Annotated in this window: 18 protein-coding genes and 1 tRNA gene; 14 read left to right on the top strand and 5 right to left on the bottom strand. The window is 69.0% G+C overall.

The features are described 5' to 3' along the window. Positions 1 to 10 precede the first annotated feature (10 nt). Genes FS845_RS17665 through FS845_RS17655 form a run of 3 tightly spaced genes read right to left on the bottom strand, consistent with a single transcriptional unit; the run spans position 11 to position 2687 of the window. Positions 11 to 1249, bottom strand: a complete 1239-nt coding sequence (locus FS845_RS17665) for an amidase (protein WP_144637697.1) — start codon at positions 1247 to 1249, stop codon at positions 11 to 13. 11 nt (positions 1250 to 1260) lie between these two features. Beyond that, positions 1261 to 2247: a polysaccharide deacetylase family protein gene (locus FS845_RS17660; RefSeq protein WP_222130006.1), complete on the bottom strand. Its 987-nt coding sequence runs from the start codon at positions 2245 to 2247 to the stop codon at positions 1261 to 1263. Next, positions 2244 to 2687, bottom strand: a complete 444-nt coding sequence (locus FS845_RS17655; protein WP_144637695.1) for a nuclear transport factor 2 family protein — start codon at positions 2685 to 2687, stop codon at positions 2244 to 2246. Before FS845_RS17655 ends, FS845_RS17660 begins: the two co-directional genes overlap by 4 nt. A 273-nt stretch (positions 2688 to 2960) precedes the next feature. On the opposite strand from FS845_RS17655, the gene FS845_RS17650 reads away from it, so the two are divergent. The 10 genes from FS845_RS17650 to FS845_RS17605 all read left to right on the top strand — a co-directional run bounded on the left by FS845_RS17650 (position 2961) and on the right by FS845_RS17605 (position 13799). Beyond that, positions 2961 to 4157 (top strand): ABC transporter substrate-binding protein, encoded by a 1197-nt coding sequence (locus tag FS845_RS17650; protein WP_144637693.1) that lies wholly within the window; start codon positions 2961 to 2963, stop codon positions 4155 to 4157. 17 nt (positions 4158 to 4174) lie between these two features. After that, the gene (locus FS845_RS17645; protein ID WP_144637691.1) at positions 4175 to 5053 is read left to right on the top strand and encodes a branched-chain amino acid ABC transporter permease; all 879 of its coding nucleotides are present in this window, start codon (positions 4175 to 4177) and stop codon (positions 5051 to 5053) included. Further along, positions 5050 to 7560 carry a branched-chain amino acid ABC transporter ATP-binding protein/permease gene (locus FS845_RS17640; protein ID WP_144637689.1) on the top strand — a complete coding sequence of 837 codons (2511 nt, stop codon included), beginning with the start codon at positions 5050 to 5052 and terminating at the stop codon, positions 7558 to 7560. Before FS845_RS17645 ends, FS845_RS17640 begins: the two co-directional genes overlap by 4 nt. A gap of 167 nt (positions 7561 to 7727) precedes the next feature. Beyond that, on the top strand, positions 7728 to 9242 hold the full coding sequence (locus FS845_RS17635) for a S8 family serine peptidase (RefSeq protein ID WP_144637687.1): 1515 nt from the start codon (positions 7728 to 7730) through the stop codon (positions 9240 to 9242). Between the two features lie 12 nt (positions 9243 to 9254). Next, positions 9255 to 9500 carry a hypothetical protein gene (locus FS845_RS17630; RefSeq protein WP_144637685.1) on the top strand — a complete coding sequence of 82 codons (246 nt, stop codon included), beginning with the start codon at positions 9255 to 9257 and terminating at the stop codon, positions 9498 to 9500. Between the two features lie 196 nt (positions 9501 to 9696). Continuing rightward, positions 9697 to 10632 carry a DNA/RNA non-specific endonuclease gene (locus tag FS845_RS17625; protein ID WP_144637683.1) on the top strand — a complete coding sequence of 312 codons (936 nt, stop codon included), beginning with the start codon at positions 9697 to 9699 and terminating at the stop codon, positions 10630 to 10632. A gap of 51 nt (positions 10633 to 10683) precedes the next feature. Continuing rightward, positions 10684 to 10917: a hypothetical protein gene (locus tag FS845_RS17620; protein WP_144637681.1), complete on the top strand. Its 234-nt coding sequence runs from the start codon at positions 10684 to 10686 to the stop codon at positions 10915 to 10917. A gap of 113 nt (positions 10918 to 11030) precedes the next feature. Continuing rightward, positions 11031 to 12230, top strand: coding sequence for a class I SAM-dependent rRNA methyltransferase (locus FS845_RS17615; RefSeq protein WP_144637679.1), 1200 nt, complete (start codon positions 11031 to 11033; stop codon positions 12228 to 12230). A 31-nt stretch (positions 12231 to 12261) separates the two neighbouring features. Further along, positions 12262 to 12867, top strand: coding sequence for a glutathione S-transferase (locus FS845_RS17610; RefSeq protein ID WP_144637677.1), 606 nt, complete (start codon positions 12262 to 12264; stop codon positions 12865 to 12867). Between the two features lie 197 nt (positions 12868 to 13064). Beyond that, complete coding sequence (locus FS845_RS17605) at positions 13065 to 13799, top strand: flagellar brake protein (protein WP_144637675.1); 735 nt, start codon at positions 13065 to 13067, stop codon at positions 13797 to 13799. Positions 13800 to 13890: 91 nt separating this feature from the next. Here FS845_RS17605 and FS845_RS17600 read toward each other — a convergent pair whose 3' ends face one another. After that, positions 13891 to 15204, bottom strand: a complete 1314-nt coding sequence (locus FS845_RS17600) for a phospholipase A (protein WP_144637673.1) — start codon at positions 15202 to 15204, stop codon at positions 13891 to 13893. Positions 15205 to 15460: 256 nt separating this feature from the next. Between FS845_RS17600 and FS845_RS17595 the strand changes: the two genes are divergently transcribed. The 3 genes from FS845_RS17595 to FS845_RS17585 all read left to right on the top strand — a co-directional run bounded on the left by FS845_RS17595 (position 15461) and on the right by FS845_RS17585 (position 16985). Beyond that, positions 15461 to 15534: transfer RNA gene (locus tag FS845_RS17595), tRNA-Arg, on the top strand. A gap of 96 nt (positions 15535 to 15630) precedes the next feature. Next, positions 15631 to 15933 carry an ArsR/SmtB family transcription factor gene (locus FS845_RS17590; RefSeq protein WP_144637671.1) on the top strand — a complete coding sequence of 101 codons (303 nt, stop codon included), beginning with the start codon at positions 15631 to 15633 and terminating at the stop codon, positions 15931 to 15933. A gap of 77 nt (positions 15934 to 16010) precedes the next feature. Then, positions 16011 to 16985 (top strand): zinc-dependent alcohol dehydrogenase family protein, encoded by a 975-nt coding sequence (locus tag FS845_RS17585; protein ID WP_144637669.1) that lies wholly within the window; start codon positions 16011 to 16013, stop codon positions 16983 to 16985. A gap of 246 nt (positions 16986 to 17231) precedes the next feature. Here FS845_RS17585 and FS845_RS17580 read toward each other — a convergent pair whose 3' ends face one another. Further along, positions 17232 to 18242, bottom strand: a complete 1011-nt coding sequence (locus FS845_RS17580; RefSeq protein WP_144637667.1) for a zinc-dependent alcohol dehydrogenase family protein — start codon at positions 18240 to 18242, stop codon at positions 17232 to 17234. Positions 18243 to 18328: 86 nt separating this feature from the next. Between FS845_RS17580 and FS845_RS17575 the strand changes: the two genes are divergently transcribed. Further along, positions 18329 to 19258: a LysR family transcriptional regulator gene (locus tag FS845_RS17575; protein ID WP_144637665.1), complete on the top strand. Its 930-nt coding sequence runs from the start codon at positions 18329 to 18331 to the stop codon at positions 19256 to 19258. Positions 19259 to 19283: the final 25 nt, after the last annotated feature.

Here is a 19283-nt window from a genome sequence, read left to right as displayed (position 1 = left end):
CTGGCGTGCGCTATTGTGCCACCGCGCGGGTCGCTGCCGTGCCCAGCGCACCGGCCTGCCTGCCCAGTTCGCAGGCCAGCCGGATCAGTGCCAGGTCGCTGCCCGCGGGACCCATGACTGACACGCCGTACGGCAGGCCATCGTCGCCCAGGAACGGGATGCTGACCTGCGGCAACCCGGCCAGGCCGGCCAGCGAGGTGATGCGGAAGGTCTGCGCGCGCACGCGGTCCACCGTGGCGGCGTCCGCGTCGCGCCGCAGCGCCGCGCTCGAGGCCGAGGGCAGGATGGCGTAGCGGCCGTCGCCCAGCAGCGCGTGCAGTTCGGCGCGCAACGTGTGCTGCATGGCGACCGCCCGGCCGACAGCCTCGGCATCGACCGAGGCGGCTGCACGCCAGCGCGCGTCCACCGCGGGCGCGAAGCGGGGCCGGGTGGCCTCGATCCAGGCGCCGTGCGTGCGCCATGCATCCTGGGCGGACAGCGTGATGTACGCGGCGCGCCAGGACTCCAGATCCGACGACGAGGCCCGCGCGCCCGCCACGGGGGCGGACAGCATCCGTGCCGCGCACGCGGCCACGCGGCCGATCAGCGGCTGGAATGCGGCATCGGCCTGCTCGCACGCATCCTGGAGCACGACGGCGCCCCGCCACGCGCGCTCGGACTCGCCGCCCATCAGGACCTCGCCCACGCGGGCGAATACGCCGGCGTCGGCCGCCAGCCAGGTCGCCGTGTCGAAGGCGGGCGACAGCGGCACCAGGCCCGCCGCGCTGAGGCGCCCGTGCGTGGTGCGCAAGCCCCACAGCCCGCAATAGCTGGCAGGCACGCGCGTCGATCCACCGGTGTCCGTGCCCAGCGCGAAGTCGCACAGGCCGGCCGCCGCCGCCGCCGCGGATCCGCTGGACGAACCGCCCGTGACGCGGTCCGGCGCGCGCGTGTTGCGCGGCGCGCCGTAATGCAGGTTGTCGCCGTGGATGCTGTAGGCCAGTTCGTCGGTGATCGTCTTGCCAGCCAGCGCCGCGCCGGCGCGCAGCAGCGTGTCCACCACGGCGCTGTGCGCGCGGGCGGGGTCGTGCGTGGCCAGCCAGTCGGGGTTGCCCGCGCCGGTCGGATGCCCGGCCACGTCGAACAGGTCCTTGGCGGCGAAGCGCAGGCCGTCCAGCGGGCCGGATGCGGTAGGCGCCAGCAGGAAGCGGCCGTGCGGCGTCCAGGCGCCGATGCTGTCCTCGAACGGCAGGGAAGGTAGAGCTTGCATGGGCGGGTCCTTTACAGCGGAAACAGGGTGTCGACGTGGCGATGGATGTCGCCGGGCGTGGTCACCCACACCTGGCCCGGCGCGCGATGCGCCGCGATGTGCGCCAGCGCGCGGCGCAGGTGGCGCAGGCGATAGGGCTGTCCGACCAGGTAGGGATGCAGCGCGATGCCCATCACCAGCGGCTGGCGCTGGGCCTGCATGAGCATTTCGTCGAAGTTGTCGATGATGAGTTGGGCGAAGTCCTTGCCGTCCATCTGGCGCGCCACGATCATGGGGATGTCGTTGACCTCCTGCGGGTAGGGCAGGGACCACAGCGTGCCCTGCCGCGTGCGCATGCGTACCGGCTGGTCGTCGTGGCACCAGTTCAGCGTGTACCCATAGCCGGTCTCGGCCAGCAGGTCGGGCGTGCGCGGCGACTCGGCGATCCAGGGCGACAGCCAACCCTGCACCGGCGCGCCGCCGGCGGCGGCCAGGCGGTCCTGGCAATGGCGCAACAGCGCGCGCTCCTCGTCTTCGTCGAAGCGGCCCTGATGCTCGGCGTTGGTGTGGCCGTGGCCGATCAGCTCGTCGCCGCGCGCCACGCAGGCTTCGATCAGTTCGGGGCAGTGATCCAGGATGGCCGTGTTGGCGATGATGCCCGCCGGCAGGTCCAGCGCGTCGAACAGTTCCAGGCAGCGCCAAGCGCCGACGCGGTTGCCGTATTCGCGCCAGCTGTAGTTCAGCACGTCCGGCTCGCCGAAGCTGGCGCCCAGCTTGGCGCCCATGCCGTCGCCCCACGCGAAGTGCTCGATGTTGAACCCCAGGTACACCGCCAGCTTGCAGTCCTGCGGCCAGCTGTAGTGCGGGCGTTGCGTGATGGGGCTGTAGTCGAAGCGGTCGTGCGTGGCCAGCCGGCCGTGGCGCGGGGCCTGCGGCGCCGCGGTGTCCGGCGCGCCTGCCGTCGCCTCTGCGTGCCGCGCATCCCGGCTCGCGCCCTGGGGAAAGACCGGCGCGCTCATTCCTGCGCCAGCCCGGCGCGCGCCAGCAGCCATTCGGCGCTGTCGTTCCAGACGTCCATCTCGGAGATCAACCCGCCGCGCACCACGTAGCGGTCGATGTAGCGATTGCCTTCGAACGGCGTGCCGTCCAGCCATTCGCCGTACAGCGTGCCGCGGTTGTAGACCACGGCCAGCGCCGGCGTGGCGCCGGCCACCACGTCGGTGGACTCGAAGCGCTTCTTCACCCAGCGATAGCGCGATTGGTTGAAGGCGGTGCATTGCGCGGGATCCGACATCGCGCGGCCGCCGGTGAAGCGGATGCGCAGGTCGGCGGCCACGTAGCGGCGGGCGCCCTCGGGATCCGGTTTCATCAGGACGGTGAGATAGGTGTCCACGATCTCGCGCGCCGAAGCCGTGGCGTCGTGCGCCGTGCCGGTGCCCGAAGTTGGTGCGTCGTGCATGTTTTTCCCCATGAATTGCTCTGCTTTGGTGCATGGTCCGGCTGCGTCGCGGCGGCAGTGCGGCCCGCGCCGCAGATTCGGGCCAGAAAATTTTCGCCGACAAAAATGGCTTTTTTTGTCGGCAATAAATACTGATTGATTGACGGCAAAAAAACAAGAAGCGGTGTTTCGCGGCCGCCACGGCAAAAGATGGCATGCCGTTTGCTTGAGATCCAGGGTTGCCCGGCGGCACGCGTCCGCCTTTCGTCCATCCACATCCCTGGGGAGAGTTCCATGTCCTGCTACACCCGCCGCACTTTCGTCTCGACCGCGCTGGCCGCCGCGTTCGCCGTGACGGCCACCGGCTGGGCATCCGGCGCGCTGGCCGCCGAGCCCATCAAGATCGGCCTGATCACCGCGCTGTCCGGCCAATCGGCACTGGCCGGCGAATCGTTGACGCGCGGCATGCAGGTCGCCATCGACGAGATCAATGCGAAGGGCGGCCTGCTGGGCGGGCGCAAGCTGGAACTGGTGCGCCGCGACGACGAGGCCAATCCCGCCAAGGGCGTGGTGGCGGCGCGCGAGCTCATCTACAAGGAGAAGGTGGCCGTGATCTTCGGCGGGCTGGACACGCCGGTGTCCATGGCCATCGTGCCGCTGGTCAATCAGGCGAAGATGCCCTTCATGGGCCCGTGGGCCGCGGGCACGCCGATCACCAAGAACGGCGCCAGGACCAACTATGTCTTCCGCGTGTCGGCGGTGGACGAAATCGTCGACCAGGGCATGGTCGACTATGCGCAGAAGACCTTCAAGACCGGCAAATTCGGCCTGATCATGGTCAACAATCCGTGGGGCGAATCCAACGAAAAGGGGCTGGTGGCCGCGCTGGCCGCCAAGGGCATGAAGGCCGTGGGCAGCGAGAAGTTCGAAGGCAGCGACGTGGACGTGGTGCCGCAGCTCAGCCGCCTGAAGGCCGCGGGCGCCGATACGCTGTTCATGGTCGGCAACGTCGGCCCGTCGGCGCAGGTGGTGAAGTCGCTCGAGCGCATGGGTTGGAAAGTGCCGGTGGTGTCGCACTGGGGGCCGGCGGGCGGCCGCTTCACCGAACTGGCCGGCCCCGGCGCCAAGGACGTCCACTTCGTCCAGACCTACAGCTTCTTCGGCAAGCAGTCGCCCGTGGGCGAGAAGGTCGTGGCCGCGCTGAAGGCCAGGTATCCCGACGTCAAGGGCCCGGAGAACATCACGCCGGCCGTGGGCGTGGCCAATGCGTACGACGCCATGCAGCTGACCGCGCTGGCCATCGCCAAGGCCGGGTCGACCGATGGCGACGCCATCCGCGAGGGCTTCTACAAGATCGACGGCTACGAGGGCCTGATCAAGACCTACAAGCAGCCGTTCACCCCCGAGATGCATGACGCGCTGTCGTCCAGCGACTACGTGTGGGCGCAGTTCATCGACAACCGCATCCTGCCCGTGGGCATGGCGCAATAAGGCAAAGGGATCCGCCGATGCAATTGCTGGCCGCATTGATCAGCGGCCTGGGGCTGGGCAGTATGTACGGCCTCATGGCGCTGGGCTTTCACATCACGTACTCGGTATCGGGCACGGTCAACTTCGCGCAGGGCAGCTCCATGATGCTGGGGGCGGTGCTGTGCTTCACCTTCGCGCAGACGCTGGGCTGGCCCATGCCGCTGGCGATCCTGCTGGCGCTGCTGCTCTGCGCGGCGTACGGCCTGGTGGTGGAGTTCGCCGCCGTGCGCCCGTTCGCCAGCCGCGATTCCAACGCCTGGCTGATGTCCACCGTGGCGCTGGGCATCGTGCTGGACAACGTGGTCATGCACACCTTCGGCAAGGAGCCGCGCAGCCTGCCGTCCCCTCTGGCCAGTTCGCCGGTCGAGGTGGCTGGCCTGGGGCTCGGCATTTACCCGCTGCAATTGCTGATCCCCGTGACGGGCCTGGCGCTGGCCGCCGTGCTGCACGTGGTGGCGCGCCGCACCCGCTGGGGCATCGCGCTGCTGGCCGTGGTGCAGAACCGAGACGCCGCGCGTCTGATGGGTATCCCCATCAAGCGGGCCGTCGCCGCGGCGTTCGCGCTGTCCACGCTGCTGGCCGGCGTGGCAGGCATGCTGATCGCGCCGCTGTTCAACGTGAACGCCGACATGGGCACGCTGTTCGGCCTGAAGGCCTTTGCCGTCGCCATCCTGGGCGGCATCGGCAGCGCGTGGGGCGTGATGCTGGCCGGCCTGCTGTTTGGCGTGGTCGAAGGAATGATCACGGTCACGCTGGGGTCGAGCTACACGCAGATCATCACGTTCTCGCTGGTGATCGTGGCGCTGGCGTGCAGGCCCAATGGCCTGTTCGGACGGGCGGAGGTGAAGAAGGTATGAACCGCGGACTGCTGGGCATTACCGTGGCGGCCGCCGCGCTGGGCATTGCATTGGCGCTGACGCTGAACAGCTACTACGTCTTCGTGCTGGCCAGCATCGCGTTGCTGGCCATCGTCGGCATCGGACTGAACGTGCTGCTGGGCCTGACCGGCCAGGTCTCGTTCGGCCACGTGGGGTTCTACGCCATCGGCGCATACACGGTGGCCATCCTCACCACCAAGGCGGGCTGGAGCTTCTGGCCCGCCTGGGCGGCGGGCGCCGTGCTGGCCGCGGCGCTGGGCGCCTTGCTGGCCTTGCCCGCATTGCGCGTGAAAGGGCCGTACCTGGCGATGATCACCATCGCCTTCAGCTTCATCGTGCAGCATGCCATCGTGGAGATGCACGGCTTGACGGGCGGGCAAAGCGGCATCATGGGCCTGATGCCGCCCGAGCTGTGGCCGGGCTGGGGGCCGGAGCAGACCATCGCCGTGCTGGCCATCGTGCTGGCGGCGGTGCTGGCGTTGGCCTACGCACGCCTGTCGAACGGCGCCTGGGGCGCGGCGATGCGGGCCGTCAAGGATAGCGAGACCGCGGCGGCGTCCGTGGGCCTGAACCCGCTGGTGATGAAGACGGTGGCCTTCACGCTGTCGGCCGCCGCGGCCGGCCTGGCCGGCGGCCTGTTCGCACCGCTGTCGGGCTTCGTCACGCCCGAGACCTTCGGCTTCATGCAGTCCATCCTGTTCGTGCTGGTGGTGGTGCTGGGCGGCGCCGGCTCGATCGGCGGCCCGGTCATCGGTGCCGTGGTGGTCGGGGCATTGCCCGAACTGCTGGCCTCGCTGGAGGCCTACCGCCTGCTGCTGTTCGGCGCCTTGCTGCTGCTGGTGCTGTGGGTGGCGCCGGAAGGCATCGCCGGCCTGGCGCGCCTGATGCCAGGCCGGCGCAGGACGCGCGCTGCCGCGGCCGGCGCGGTAGGCGCGGCGCCGGCCGAGGCCTCTTCGGTCCTGTCGCAGCGCCCGCGCGGCCGCCTGCAGGCGCGCGGCCTGGGCATGACGTTCGGCGGCGTGCGCGCCGTGGCCGAGCTGGACGTGCAGATCGCCAGCGGCGCCGTCACCAGCCTGATCGGTCCCAACGGCGCCGGCAAGACTACGGCGCTGAACATGCTCAGCGGCTTCTACCGGCCGTCCGCGGGCGGCTTCGAGTTGTCCACGGACGGCGGCGCGAGCGTGCCGCTGGCCGGCTTGCCCGCCTACCGCATCGCGCGCGCCGGCGTGGCCCGCACGTACCAGACCTCGCAGCTGTTCGGCAGCCTGACGGTGGAAGACAACGTGGTGCTGGCCATGGGGCGCGGCAAGCTGGGAGGCCTGTTCGGCGCGGCCCGCTTCGCCGATCCGCAGGCGCGGACCCGCGCGCGGGCGCTGCTGGCCTTCTGCGGCTATCGCGGCAATCCACACGAGCCGGCCGCCGGCCTGGCCCACGTGGACCGCCGTCTGGTCGAGATCGCGCGTGCGCTGGCCACCGATCCCGACGTGCTGCTGCTGGACGAGCCTGCGGCCGGCCTGTCGCGTGAGGACAAGGCCGCGCTGGCGGCGCTGCTGTCGCGCATCGGCGCGGCCGGCGTCGGCGTGGCCCTGGTCGAGCACGACATGGCGCTGGTCATGGGCATCTCGCACCACATCCTGGTGCTGGATGCGGGCCGCAGGCTGGCCTGGGGCAGTCCGCAGGACGTGCAGCAGGATCCCGCCGTGCGCCAGGCCTACCTGGGCGATTCGATGGCCGTGGCGCCGCGGGCCCCGCGCGCGCCGCAGGCCCTGCCCGCGCCCGAGCTGCTTGCGGTGGCGGACCTGGTCGCGGGCTACGGCGCCGAGCCGGTGCTGCACGGCGTCAGCCTGCGCGTGCGCAGCGGCGAGATGGTGGCGTTGCTGGGCGCCAACGGGGCGGGCAAGTCGACGCTGATGCGCTGCCTGGCCGGCCTGCACGCCAGCCAGTCGGGCGCCATGCACATGGACGGCCACGCGCTGGAGCGCCGGCCGGCCGAAGAGGTGGTGGGTCTGGGCCTCGTGCTGGTGCCGGAGGGCCGGCAGGTCTTCCCCGAGCTGTCGGTGCTGGACAACATCCGCCTGGGTGGTTTCCTGCACCCCGAGGGCCGCGAGGTACGCCTGCAGGACATGTTGCGCCGCTTCCCGCGCCTGCGCGAGCGGCAGCACCAGCGCGCGGGCCTGTTGTCCGGCGGCGAGCAGCAGATGCTGGCCGTGGCGCGCGGCCTGATGGCGCTGCCCCGCGTGCTGTTGCTGGACGAGCCTTCGCTGGGCCTGGCGCCCAAGATCATCGCCGAACTGTTCGCATCGCTGGATACGTTGCGCGACGAGCAGATGACCATCCTGCTGGTCGACCAGATGGCCGGCCTGGCGCTGGCCCTGGCCGACCGCGCCTACGTGCTGGAGAACGGCAGGGTGGTGGCGGAAGGCAGCGCGGCCGAGATCGCGGCCGACGAGGGCCTGGCCGAAGCGTATCTGGGCGGCCACGGCTGAGTCGCCCGTCGTGCGCGGCCGGCCTGGCGCCGGCCGCACAGTTCCGCGGCTGTCACCTGCGTGTCACCTTACCGACGGATACGGACGCCGCCCACGGTCCTTTGCATAATGGCCTGCGCCATGCGCATCGCCTTTCGCGATGCCGCCACCGACAGGAGCAGCAACCCGTGGCCCAGGCCGATTCCCCGCGATCCCTGCTGTTCGTCGTGCTTCCCAACGTCAATGTGTGGAATACCGACGATCCCGGCAGCAGCCAGTCCTTCATGCGTTCCGCCAGCCGCATGGCGGTGCGCGGCGCCGTCGCGGCACAGTCGGCGGGCAAGGGGCCGGCGCGTCCCGCGGCGATCCATGCCAGCGCGGCGCTCGACCGCGTGGCGCCCAACGACACGGTGCTGCTGTCGCTGGACCAGGCGCAGCGCCTGGCCCTGCAGCGCGAGTATCCCGGCCTGCGGATCGTTCCCGTCACGCGCCTGGCTCCCCTGTGGCTGCGCCGCATCGACGTCTCGCCGGTGATGGGCGCGGCCTCCGGCCGCAAGCAGACGCTCGAGGTCGAGGTCGTGGACGCGGCCTCCGGCAAGCCGCTGGCCGGCGTGGACGTGGTGGGCTTCACGGACCGCGCCGAACGCGTCGGCAACACCGGCCGCACCAACGCGAAGGGCATCGCCCGGCTGGCCTTCCCGGCCGGCGTGAAGTCGCTGGAATCGGTCGAGGCCATCCCCGAGTCGGGCTACTGGCCGGCATACGTGCGCCGCGTGCCCTTGTCCGATGGGCGTGCGCGCCTGCAATGCCCGCCCATCGACCTCGCCGCGCCCGACATCCGCGGCCATTTCGGGCTGGTGGGCGAGGATGCCGACGGCCGCGGCGTGAAGGTGGGCGTGATCGACACGGGCGTGTCCAGGCACGCCGACCTGCACGTGCGGCGCGGCCGCAACGTGGTCAAGGGCGAACCGCCCGCCGACGTCACCGACCACGTCGGCCACGGCACGCACGTGGCGGGCATCATCGCTGGACGCGGCAAGCCCGGCCGGGGCGTGCGCGGCGTGGCGCCCGGCGTCGACCTGCACGCGTACAAGGTGTTCGGCAAGGAAGAGGAGACGGCATCCTCCTTCCACATCGCCAAGGCCATCCGCATGGCGGTGGACGACGGCTGCGACCTGATCAACCTGTCGCTGGGCGGCGACAGCGAAGTGCCGGACGTGCTGCGCGAGATCCAGCGCGCCCGCGCCATGGGCGTGGCCTGCATCGCCGCGGCCGGCAACGACTACCGCTCGGCGGTGGACTATCCGGGCCGCTACAGCCAGGTGATCGCCGTCAGCGCCGGCGGCCGCAAGGGCGCCTATCCCGCGCATGCCGCGCAGGTGCTCAGCGCGGAGAAGCCCTTCGGCACCGATCCCAAGGACTACGTGGCGGACTTCAGCAACGTCGGCAGCGAGATCGGGCTGATAGGCCCCGGCGTGGGCATCGTGTCCACGTATCCCGGCGGGTACGCGGTGATGGACGGCACGTCGATGGCATGTCCGGCCATCGTTGGCGCGGCCGCCCGCCTGCTGGCGCGCTCGCCCAGGATATTGGGGATGGGTCGGAACCAAAACCGCTCCGACGCTGTCGTAAAAATGGCGCTCGACGCGGCCCGTCCATTGGGGCTCGGCGCCAGCTTTGAGGGGGCCGGAATTTTGGTGTAGGATGAATTCATCATGAGCCGCTACGTCATCTGCTATCAGGGCGATTGCGATCCTCCCCGCAAGGAGGAACGCCAGGTCGTGTCGTCCCTGAACAAGCACGACGCCACCGTCATCGAACAGATCCCGGGGTCCCTGCTGGTGGACGGCATCGAGGCCGACATCGCCGCCGCGCTGGACCGGCTCGAACACTGGACTTTCACGCCCGAACGCAGCGTCCGCATCCGGCCGCCGCACAAGCGGATCAAGCAGCCTGCCTGAGCGGCAGGTGCCGACATACAAGCCCGGCCGCCCGGGCTTTTGTTTTGCCCGGCGTCACGCATCCATGCCCGGGCGGCGTCCTGCGCCCGAGCGGCGTGCCGCCCAGCGGATTGCCGCCCAGCGGAATGCCGCCCAGCGGAATGCCGCCCAGCGCTCCCGATTCTTCAACCGCGTTTTATCCTGAGGCAGCACAGCAATGGCGAAGTCAGGCAAGACCGCTCCCCGGTTCCGGTTCGCGCCGGACGCCGAGTTCGAAATCGAAAGCGTCAAGACGGTTCCCGAACCGATCGAAAACTACGCGGACCGCGAAGGCTACGATCCGGCCTTCATCGATCCGCAGCGGCCGGTGGGCCTGCCCGTGCTGGGCAAGGCCCTGCAGCGCGACGCGGCCACCCACACCTGGCGCGGCGCCAGGACCCACGTGCTGCCCTATACGCATTTCTCCACGGCCGTGTCCAAGTCGCGCCGCATGCCCATCTTCAGCGCCTGCAACATCGACGGCGCCAACCTGCGCTCGGTGCCGCGCAGCAACGTCTGGAAGTACGACCCGCGCATCCCGCAGCAGTACCAGATCCTGCGCGAAGCCTACGGCTCCGAGCAGAAGGGCTATTTCAGCCGCGGCCACATGACGCGCCGCCAGGATCCGAACTGGGGCGGCAAGAAGGTGGCCGTGCGGGCCGATGCCGACACGTTCCATGCCACCAATGCCGCGCCGCAGGTGCAGTTCTTCAACGGCGGGCTGTGGGGCCGCATCGAGGACTACATCCTGCAGAACGCCGATACCGACAACATGCGCGTCAACGTCTTCACCGGCCCGGTCTTCGCCAAGGACGATCCCTTGGTGCACGGCGTGCAGATCCCGGTGCGCTTCTGGAAGGTCGTGGCCTTCGTGCACGACGAGACCGGCCTGCTGGCGGCGTCGGGCTACCTGGCCTCGCAGGCCAGGGCGATCGCCGACCTGCGGCCGGCGTTCGTGTTCGGCGACGTCGAGCACCAGCAGCGCCCGCTGGCGGCCATCGAGGAACTGGCGGGGCTGACCTTCCCCGACCTGGCCGGGCGCGACGTGCTGGCCGGCGCGGGCGTGGACTTCGCCGCGGCGCTGCGCGACGTACGCGACATCATGCTCGCGTAGCGGTATCCTCCCCGTACAACGACAGATCCCTTCACACGGACGCCAGCACACATGCACCAACAGATCGCGATCGGCGTGCTTTGCCTGCTGCTGGCGCTCATCGCCGTGCTGGTGGGCAGGCTGGTCTATTGGCACTGGGTGAAGAAGGCGCCGCGGGACGTCCGGAAGATCGATGGCGAGGCCGTCGACGCCGACCGCGACGCGATTCCGCCGGCCTATTCGGCGCTGGTGGTGCTGATGCTGTTCGCCGTGCTGGTGGCGCTGTTCATCGTGCTGACCGATTAGGTGCGCGTGATACGATCGTCGCGGGGCGCGGCCGGCATGACCAGCCGCGCCCCGTTTCCTTCCATTCCACGGGCCCGCCGGCGCCGGCAGGCCCCCGCACACTGCAAGGCCGCATGGGCAGGTTGATACTCAAGCCGGGCAAGGAACGTTCGCTGTTGCACCGGCATCCCTGGTTGTTCGCGGGCGCGGTCGATCGTGTCGAGGGCCGGGTGTCTCCCGGCGCCACGGTCGCGCTGCACGCCCACGACGGCCGTTTCCTGGCGCGGGCCGCCTACAGCCCCGAATCCGCCATCCGCGCGCGCGTCTGGACCTTCGACGAATCCGAGCCGGTCGACCATGCCTTCATCAAGCGCCGCATCCAGCGCGCCCTGGCGCTGCGTGCCGAACAGGTCGGCGGCACCGGCGCGGTGCGCCTGGTGTTCGGCGAGGCCGACGGCATGCCCGGCCTGGTGGTCGACCATTACCGTTCGCTGGACGGCCACCGCCAGCAGCTGGTCTGCCAGTTCATGGCGGTGGGCGTCGAGGTCTGGAAGACCGCCATCGTCGACGCCCTGGTGCGCGAAACCGGCTGCGAGCACGTGTACGAGCGTTCCGACGCATCCGTGCGCGAGAAGGAAGGGCTGGCGCAGACCACCGGCGTGCTGGCCGGCGACGAGCCGCCCGAGCTGCTGCTGGTCGACGAGGGCGGGGTGCGCTATCAGATCGACGTGCGCAACGGCCACAAGACGGGTTTCTACATCGACCAGCGCGACAGCCGCGCGCGGATCGCGCGGCACGCGGCCGGCCGCGACGTGCTGAACTGCTTCTGCTACACGGGCGGTTTCTCGCTGGCGGCCTTGAAGGGCGGGGCGGCCAGCGTGCTGTCCGTCGATTCCTCGGGCGAGGCCCTGGCGCACGCCCGCGCCAACGTGCAGGCCAACGGCTTCGACGCCGAACGCGCGCAATGGCTGGACGCCGACGCGTTCCGCACGCTGCGCGCGCTGCACCAGGACGGCAGGCGCTTCGACCTGGTCGTGCTGGACCCGCCCAAGCTGGCGCCGTCCCAGCAGCACGTCGACCGCGCGGCGCGGGCCTACAAGGACATCAACCTGACGGGCCTGAAGCTGTTGCGTCCCGGCGGCCTGCTGGCCACGTTTTCGTGCTCGGGCGCCATCGGCGCGCCGCTGTTCCAGAAGATCGTGGCCGACGCGGCCGCCGACGCGGGCGTGGACCTGCGGATCCTGGACCGGCTGGGCGCGGGCGCCGACCACCCCACGCTGGCCAGTTTTCCCGAAGGCGAGTACCTGAAGGGGCTGTGGCTGCAGCGTATCTGAACGACGATTCAACCCCCGGAGACAAACCGACATGAAGCTCTTCCACTCGCCTTCCTCGCCGTACGTGCGCAAATGCCTGGTCGTGGCGCTCGAACTGGGCCTGGACGGCCGCATCGAACGCCTGCCCGCCGCCGCCAACCCGATCACCCGCGACCAGACCATCGTGCCCGTGAACCCGCTGGGCAAGGTGCCGACTTTGGTGACCGACGATGGCCTGGCGCTGTTCGACAGCCGCGTGATCTGCGAATACCTGGACGCACAGGGCGGCGGCAGGATGTTCCCGGCCGGGCAGTCGCGCTGGGCGGCGCTGGCCAACCAGGCGCTGGGCGACGGCCTGCTGGACGCGGCGTTGCTGGTGCGCTACGAAGTCGGTCCCCGCCCCGAAGCGCTGCGCTGGGAGGACTGGATCCGCGGCCAGCACGAAAAGATCACCAGCTGCCTCGAACGCCTGGAAAAGCTGGCGCCCGGATTCGGCGATACGCTCGACATCGGCACCATCACCCTGGGCTGCGCCCTGGGCTACCTGGACTTCCGTTTCGCCAGCATGGACTGGCGCGCCAAGTATCCCGCCACGGCCAAGTGGTTCGCCGCCTTCAACGCCCGGCCGTCGATGCAGGCGACGCTGCCGCCGCAATGAGGGCACGGGCCGGCGAACGGGCCCGTTACAGAAAAGAAGCGCGAATGTCGTAAAACTGGCGTGATCTGTCTGGTAAGATTTATCAACAGTTGTTACGGTTTAATACGGCGGCGAACGCGCGCTCGCCGCCGTGCCCGGCCTGCCTCCTGCGCAGGCCTCTACCTTCGCGTGTTCCATCGCTTCCCGCAGGCAATGCCATGAACGATACCAATCAGTTTTACTCGGTGACCTCGAAGCTCGAGATCGCCCGGCTGTTGCATCTGGCCCAAAGCCGCAGTTCGCTGGTGTTGATGCGCATTCCCGGCCGTCCCGTCACCAGCCTGACCACCGTGCTGGCCGCCGACGGCCATGCCGATTCGCTCTACCTCGACGCCGCGCAGGACGTGGACCTGAACCACCGCATGATCAGCGGCGGTCGCGTGCTGTTCGAAACCACCATCGACAGCATCACGCTGGCCTTCGAGACCTCGGGCGTGACGATGGTGCAGTACGAAGGCCATCCGGCGCTGCATTCGAAGCTGCCCGACGCGGCGTCGTACGCCCAGCGCCGCGACAACTTCCGCATGGACGTGCCCACGCAACAGCCCGCCACCTGCGAACTGTGGCCCGAGCACGACTACGACTCGGCGCCGCTGCGCCTGGCCGTGCGCGACATCAGCTCCACCGGCCTGGCGCTGGCGGACACCGCCATGGCGATCAACGTGGCGCCCGGCTCGATCTACCGCTGCAACCTCGACCTGCCCGGCGTGGGCAACTTCGAGCTGTCGCTGCGCGTGGTGCACCACCACGACGACGAGCTGGCCAAGGGCGGCCTGGCCCGCCGCGTGGGCTGCCAGTTCGAGCGCCTGGACGGCTCCACCGGCATCCGCATCCAGTCGTACGTGAATTCGCTGCAGCGCGAGCTCATCTCGCGCCAGCGCGGGCTGTCCTGATCCGGACGTGACGTCAGGAAAATGCGGCGCCCAAGGCGCCGCGCGATGCGCGGGCGCCTGAGGGCGCCCGCTTCCATTTGGCCCAGTGCCGTCAGGGCACGATGGACAGGCCGATGCGGAACTGCGACTTGTTGCGCTCGTTGTAGCCCAGCAGCGTCTCGCCGTAGCCGTTGAAGTACTGCAGGTGCACATAGCCGTTCATGTCGAACCACGAACGCAGCGGCCACGCGAAGTCGACCTGCGTGGTGCGGCGGCGCTGGTCGCCCTGGCGGTACATGGCCGACAGCACGGGCCCGTTGTCCTGGGCCCAGCGCACGTTCCAGTCCACGTGGCCGGCATAGTCGGTATAGTCCGCGTTCTCGTCCGCCTTGCTGAAATAGCCCTTGATCTTCGGGCCGAAGCTCAGCGTGCTGCCGCCGTCGAAGCGGTAGTGCAGCGAGGGCTGGATGTAGCCGTCGTTGATCGAGCGCGAGTCCGGGCCGTCCTTGCCGTTGGATGCGTGTTCCACGCCCACGTTCATGCCCACGCGCCAGGTCTGGTTGGCCGATTCCCACACGTTGTCCTTCAGCCAGAAGAAGCTGGGGTTGAAGGTCGTGTCGATGAAGGGTTTCGAGTCGCCCTGCAGGTCCCACAGCGAGGTCTGCGTATAGCCCAGGTACAGGTTCTCGACGAACGTGGCCGGCCGGTCGCTGGGCGGCGTGAACAGGCGGTACTTGGCGCTGAGCTGGAAGCGTGCGCTGGTGCGCTCGCGCGTGCCCACCACGAAATACGAAGGCTGGTAAGCCGACAGCGCGCTGCGGAACGTGTCGAAACCCGAGTTGTGGTCGACCGGCGCGCGGCCCGCCACGGCTGCTTCCGGCGCGGGGCCCGAGGCCGGCGAGGCGCCGGCCTGCGTCACCTGCGCGTCGGGCAGCGGCTGGCCGGTGCGCGCGTCCACCACGGGCACGTTGGCCGGGGCCGCGGCGATACTGCGGCCGTCGTCGCGGCCCGTGGCTTCCAGCGCCAGCAGGGCCGGCTCGCCCTCGACCGACACGGCCTGCATGCCGCGCGCCTGCGTGGGCACCACCACGTTCCAGGCCACGCGCGCGAAGTTGTTGACGGGGATGGTCAGGATGGCCGGTTCGCCGGGCAGGGTGGCCACGGTGCGCACCACGCCGGCGGCGCTGCGCCATTGCAGCACCACCTGGCGCGGGGCGTTCCAGCGCACGGCGCTGTCGCCGTCGTTGAAGTAGACCGCTTCCAGGCGGACGCTGTCGCCGGGGGCGGCGGCAGGGCGGTCCAGCTTGTAGGTGACACCCGCCATGGCGGGGGCGCAGGCGGCCGCCAATGCGGCCAGCGTGGCTGCCAGGGCGGTGGTGCGCCAGGCCTGGCGGGAAGGGGAGAGGGGAGGGGCCGAAGCGTGCATGGCGGTTCAGTATCGAGGCCGGAAAAAGGTCGCTGAACTGTATCACCCGGCTGTAAGCGCGGTGCTACGCCGTGTAAACGCGCCTGCAAGGCGCGTGTCGGTGCGTATCGGCCATTTGGACCTCTATAATGTGCACCGCATTTCGCCCGCGGCCTCTCGGCCCAGGGCTGGCGCGCCCGCCCGCCAGGCGTGCGGCCACATGTTCTCATTCGGGGTCGATGGTTGCACGCCGCCATCGGTCCGCGTCAAGGTCAGGGCGACGTTAGCTCAGCTGGATAGAGCAATTGCCTTCTAAGCAATAGGTCAGAGGTTCGAGCCCTCTACGTCGCGCATCTCTCCTGGCACCTCCCGTTCACGAACTTTCCTGGGTTGCGTGGCGGCCGTCGCTGATATTGACATATCGGGAAATTTCGATACCATGCCGTCATGGACCTGCTCGAAATATTCAAAGCCCTGTCGAACCGTACCCGCCTGGAAATCCTGAAGGGCTTGAAGGATCCGGCGAAGCACTTCCCCCCGCAGGATGAAGGGGATGTGCTTACGGTGGGCGTTTGCGTCAGCAGCATCCAGGAAGGCGTCGGACTGTCGCAGTCGACGGTCTCCGATTACCTTGCCACGCTGCAGCGGGCGGGCCTGGTCGAAGTCAGGCGCATCGGCCAGTGGACCTACTACAAGCGGAACGAAGCCACCATCAGCGCCCTGGCCAAGCGCATCGGCAAAGAACTGTAAGTTTCCTGCAGCAGTTTTTTTTTACCTCAATAAATCGAAATTTCCCGATATCCCTTTTTCCAGAAATAAGGAATGCAATGAAAGCGATCGTCCTTGAATCCTTCGGTGGCCCGGAAGCGTTCGCGCTTCGCGATGTGCCCAAGCCCGTGCCGCAAGCGGGGCAAGTCCTGGTGCGGGTCCATGCAACGTCCATCAATCCCCTGGACTACCAGATCCGGCGTGGCGACTATCCCGATCTGGTGCCGCTGCCGGCCATAACGGGGCACGACGTATCCGGCGTCGTCGAAGCCGTCGGGCCGGGCGTCACGGCGTTCTCTCCAGGAGACGAAGTCTGGTATACGCCGCAGATATTCGACGGGCCAGGGAGCTATGCCGAGTACCACGTCGCCGCCGAAGGCATCGTCGGCAGGAAGCCTGCCTCGCTGAGCCATCTCGAGGCGGCAAGCCTGACGCTGGCCGGCGGCACGGCGTGGGAGGCCCTGTTCGTGCGCGCGGCGCTCCGGGTGGGGGAGTGCATCCTGGTGCACGGCGGCGCGGGCGGCGTCGGCCACGTGGCGATCCAGCTCGCAAAGGCCATGGGCGCGAGGGTGTTCACGACCGTGCGCGAGACGAACTTCCCGTTCGCGCGAAGCCTGGGGGCCGACGTGGTCATCGATTACGAGAAGGAGGACTACGTCGCCGCCGTCATGCGGGAAACGGGCGGCCGAGGCGTCGACGTCGTGTTCGACACCATCGGCGGCAACACCCTGACGCGCAGCCCCGACGCGCTCGCGCAACTGGGCCGCGTGGTCTCGATCGTGGACATCGCACAGCCGCAGAACCTCATCCAGGCGTGGGGCAAGAACGCGAGCTATCACTTCGTTTTCACCAGGCAGCATCGCGGCAAGCTCGATGAGCTGAGTACCCTGATCGAGCGCGGCCATCTGCGGCCCCACGTCGGCGCCGTCTACTCGCTTGCCGATATTCCGCTCGCCCATGCCCGGCTGGAGAGTCCCGACAACGGAATACGAGGAAAGATCGCGATTGCGGTGGACGATCGGCTGATTCCTTGAGTGTGCCGTATGGCTGGAGCGCGCCGGGCGAAGATTCGTACGGCGGCTACCTGGCGGCATGGGCGGCCGGCGAGTACACGGATTTTCGTGCGGCGGTGGCGACGGCGCCCGTCACGTCCCTGTAGAAACGCTTCGGGACGTCGGACAGCGGCTACCACGCTGCACGCCTTTCCATGGGAGGTGCGCCCTGGACCTGGCGTGACCTGATGCGCACGGATGCGTGCGCTTACCGAGGCGAGTTCCGGCTTACCAGTCGAAGCGGATCGCGATCTTGCCGAAATGGCCGCCCTGGGCCATGAGCTCATACGCCTTCCGCAGGTCGGAGAGGCCGAAAATGCGGTCGATGACCGGCTCGATGCGGTGCGCGGCGATGGCGGCCACCGCGCCGGCCAGGTCGGCGACCGAGCCCCCGTTGCTGCCCTGGACGCGCACTTCCTTGAAGATGATCGGCAGCAGGTCCAGCGGCGTGGCGCCACCGCCGAGGAAGCCGATGGCTGCCACGGTGCCGCCGTGCCGCACGGCGGCAACCGAACGTGCGAGGCCTTCGCCGCCCACCGGGTCGATCACCAGGTCGGCGCCGACCCCGCCGGTGGCGTCTACGACGAACGCATCCCACGCGGTGTCCTTGCGGTAGTTGAACACGTCATCGGCGCCCAACGCGCGCGCGCGCTCGAGCTTCTCGTCGGACGAGGAGGTGATGATGACGCGCGCGCCGCGTGCCTTGGCCAGTTGCAGGGCGAAGATCGACACCCCGCCGGTGCCCAGCACCACCACCGTGGACGCCGGGCCCACCTGCGCGCTTTCCAGCGCCCTCCAGGCCGTCATCGCGGCGATGGGCAGCGTGCCGGCGGCTTCCCAGCTCAGGTAGTCGGGGAGCTTGACGACGCTGGCTGCATCGAGCTCCGCGATCTCGACCAGCGAACCAGGCAGCGTGGCGCCCCGCATCGGGTTCGCGAGTTCGGCGCTGGGGCGGCCTGCGATCCAGTGTGCCTTCACGTGCACTGCGACGCGATCACCCACGGCGACCTGCCACACCTCGTCGCCGATGGCGACCACCTCACCCACGCCATCCGACAAGGGGACGTTCGGATAAGGGGCGCCAGGGTAATGGCCGGACGCTACCGCCAGATCGGCGAAGTTGACGCTGCCGGCTTTCATGCGCACCAGGATGCGCCCCTTGCCGGGTGCCGCAGGTTCGGGGCGCTCGACACGTTGAAGGGCATCGAACGAAGGCGCGGTGATTTCAATGGCTTGCATAGTGGTTCTCCTGAAAGGGGAGGCCAATGTACAGCGCGGCGTTTTTATCTAGAATATGGATTCATCGCATATGAATCCTGCAAAAAATGCAGCAATCCCTGTTCTCCGACCTGAACGAACTGGTCGCTTTCGTCGCGTTGGCCGACACGGGTTCGTTCTCCGCGGCGGGGCGGCAGCTCGGACGCGATCCCACCGCCATCTCCCGCCGCCTCAGTGCGATGGAGAAGCGGATGGGAGTCAGGCTGGCCGAACGAAGCACCCGCAAGGTGGCGCTTACCGAGGCGGGGCGGACGTACCTGGAACGGATACGGCCGCTGCTGCAGGAGCTGCAGGCGGCCGGGCGCGAAACGACTGCGTTCGCCGATGGCGAGGCGCGCGGGCACCTGCGGATCACCTTGCCCGGCACCTTCGGCCGCATGTGGCTGACCCCGCTGATCGTGGAATTCCTGCGCGCGCATCCTCGCGTCACGATCGAGGTGGACACGAGCAATCGCTTCGTCGACCTGATCGGTGAACGCTTCGATCTCGCCATTCGTCTGGGAGAGCTTCCGGATTCGCGGCTGGTGGCCCGCAAGGTCGCCGAGCGCCGCCGGCTGGTCTGCGCATCGCCGGATCTCCTGGCCCGTCATCCGGACCTGAAGACGCCCCTGGATCTGAAGGACATGCCGTGCCTGTGCTTCACCGGTCTGCAGGATCCTTACAAGTGGAACTTCGTCAAGCGCGGCGGTGGATCGCTGGGGGTGACGGTGGCCGGGCCGCTTGCCGCCGACGATGGAGAACTGCTGGTGGACGCGGCCGTCAACGGGTTGGGAGTCCTGTACACGTCCGACTGGTACACCAGCCGGGAGCTATCGGCCGGCCGGCTCGTGGAAGTGCTGCCCGGTTGGGCGCTGGCCGATCGGGGCGCGGTCTACGTGGTCACGCCGGCGGCAGCCGGCACGCCTTCGAAGACCCGCGCCTTTTCCAATTGGATGGCTGAAAAACTGGCTACGCCGCCCTGGGCGGTTCCGCGTTGACGAGGGGACGGCGCCGGCTGCTCTG

The sequence above is a fragment of the Bordetella genomosp. 13 genome (assembly GCF_007679965.1).
Taxonomy (GTDB): Bacteria; Pseudomonadota; Gammaproteobacteria; order Burkholderiales; family Burkholderiaceae_B; genus Bordetella.
Note: the sequence above shows the minus strand (reverse complement) of the source record. Positions and strands in the feature narration are given on the sequence as shown.

Bases quoted from the DNA above. Each gene is read 5' to 3' on its own strand.
- FS845_RS17590 (WP_144637671.1), top strand. From the start codon at position 15,631: ATGGACCTGCTCGAAATATTCAAAGCCCTGTCGAACCGTACCCGCCTG.
- FS845_RS17665 (WP_144637697.1), bottom strand. From the start codon at position 1,249: ATGCAAGCTCTACCTTCCCTGCCGTTCGAGGACAGCATCGGCGCCTGG.
- FS845_RS17615 (WP_144637679.1), top strand. From the start codon at position 11,031: ATGGGCAGGTTGATACTCAAGCCGGGCAAGGAACGTTCGCTGTTGCAC.
- FS845_RS17610 (WP_144637677.1), top strand. From the start codon at position 12,262: ATGAAGCTCTTCCACTCGCCTTCCTCGCCGTACGTGCGCAAATGCCTG.
- FS845_RS17625 (WP_144637683.1), top strand. From the start codon at position 9,697: ATGGCGAAGTCAGGCAAGACCGCTCCCCGGTTCCGGTTCGCGCCGGAC.
- FS845_RS17600 (WP_144637673.1), bottom strand. From the start codon at position 15,204: ATGCACGCTTCGGCCCCTCCCCTCTCCCCTTCCCGCCAGGCCTGGCGC.
- FS845_RS17575 (WP_144637665.1), top strand. From the start codon at position 18,329: ATGCAGCAATCCCTGTTCTCCGACCTGAACGAACTGGTCGCTTTCGTC.
- FS845_RS17620 (WP_144637681.1), top strand. From the start codon at position 10,684: ATGCACCAACAGATCGCGATCGGCGTGCTTTGCCTGCTGCTGGCGCTC.
- FS845_RS17645 (WP_144637691.1), top strand. From the start codon at position 4,175: ATGCAATTGCTGGCCGCATTGATCAGCGGCCTGGGGCTGGGCAGTATG.
- FS845_RS17655 (WP_144637695.1), bottom strand. From the start codon at position 2,687: ATGCACGACGCACCAACTTCGGGCACCGGCACGGCGCACGACGCCACG.
- FS845_RS17630 (WP_144637685.1), top strand. From the start codon at position 9,255: ATGAGCCGCTACGTCATCTGCTATCAGGGCGATTGCGATCCTCCCCGC.
- FS845_RS17660 (WP_222130006.1), bottom strand. From the start codon at position 2,247: ATGAGCGCGCCGGTCTTTCCCCAGGGCGCGAGCCGGGATGCGCGGCAC.
- FS845_RS17640 (WP_144637689.1), top strand. From the start codon at position 5,050: ATGAACCGCGGACTGCTGGGCATTACCGTGGCGGCCGCCGCGCTGGGC.
- FS845_RS17580 (WP_144637667.1), bottom strand. From the start codon at position 18,242: ATGCAAGCCATTGAAATCACCGCGCCTTCGTTCGATGCCCTTCAACGT.
- FS845_RS17605 (WP_144637675.1), top strand. From the start codon at position 13,065: ATGAACGATACCAATCAGTTTTACTCGGTGACCTCGAAGCTCGAGATC.
- FS845_RS17585 (WP_144637669.1), top strand. From the start codon at position 16,011: ATGAAAGCGATCGTCCTTGAATCCTTCGGTGGCCCGGAAGCGTTCGCG.
- FS845_RS17650 (WP_144637693.1), top strand. From the start codon at position 2,961: ATGTCCTGCTACACCCGCCGCACTTTCGTCTCGACCGCGCTGGCCGCC.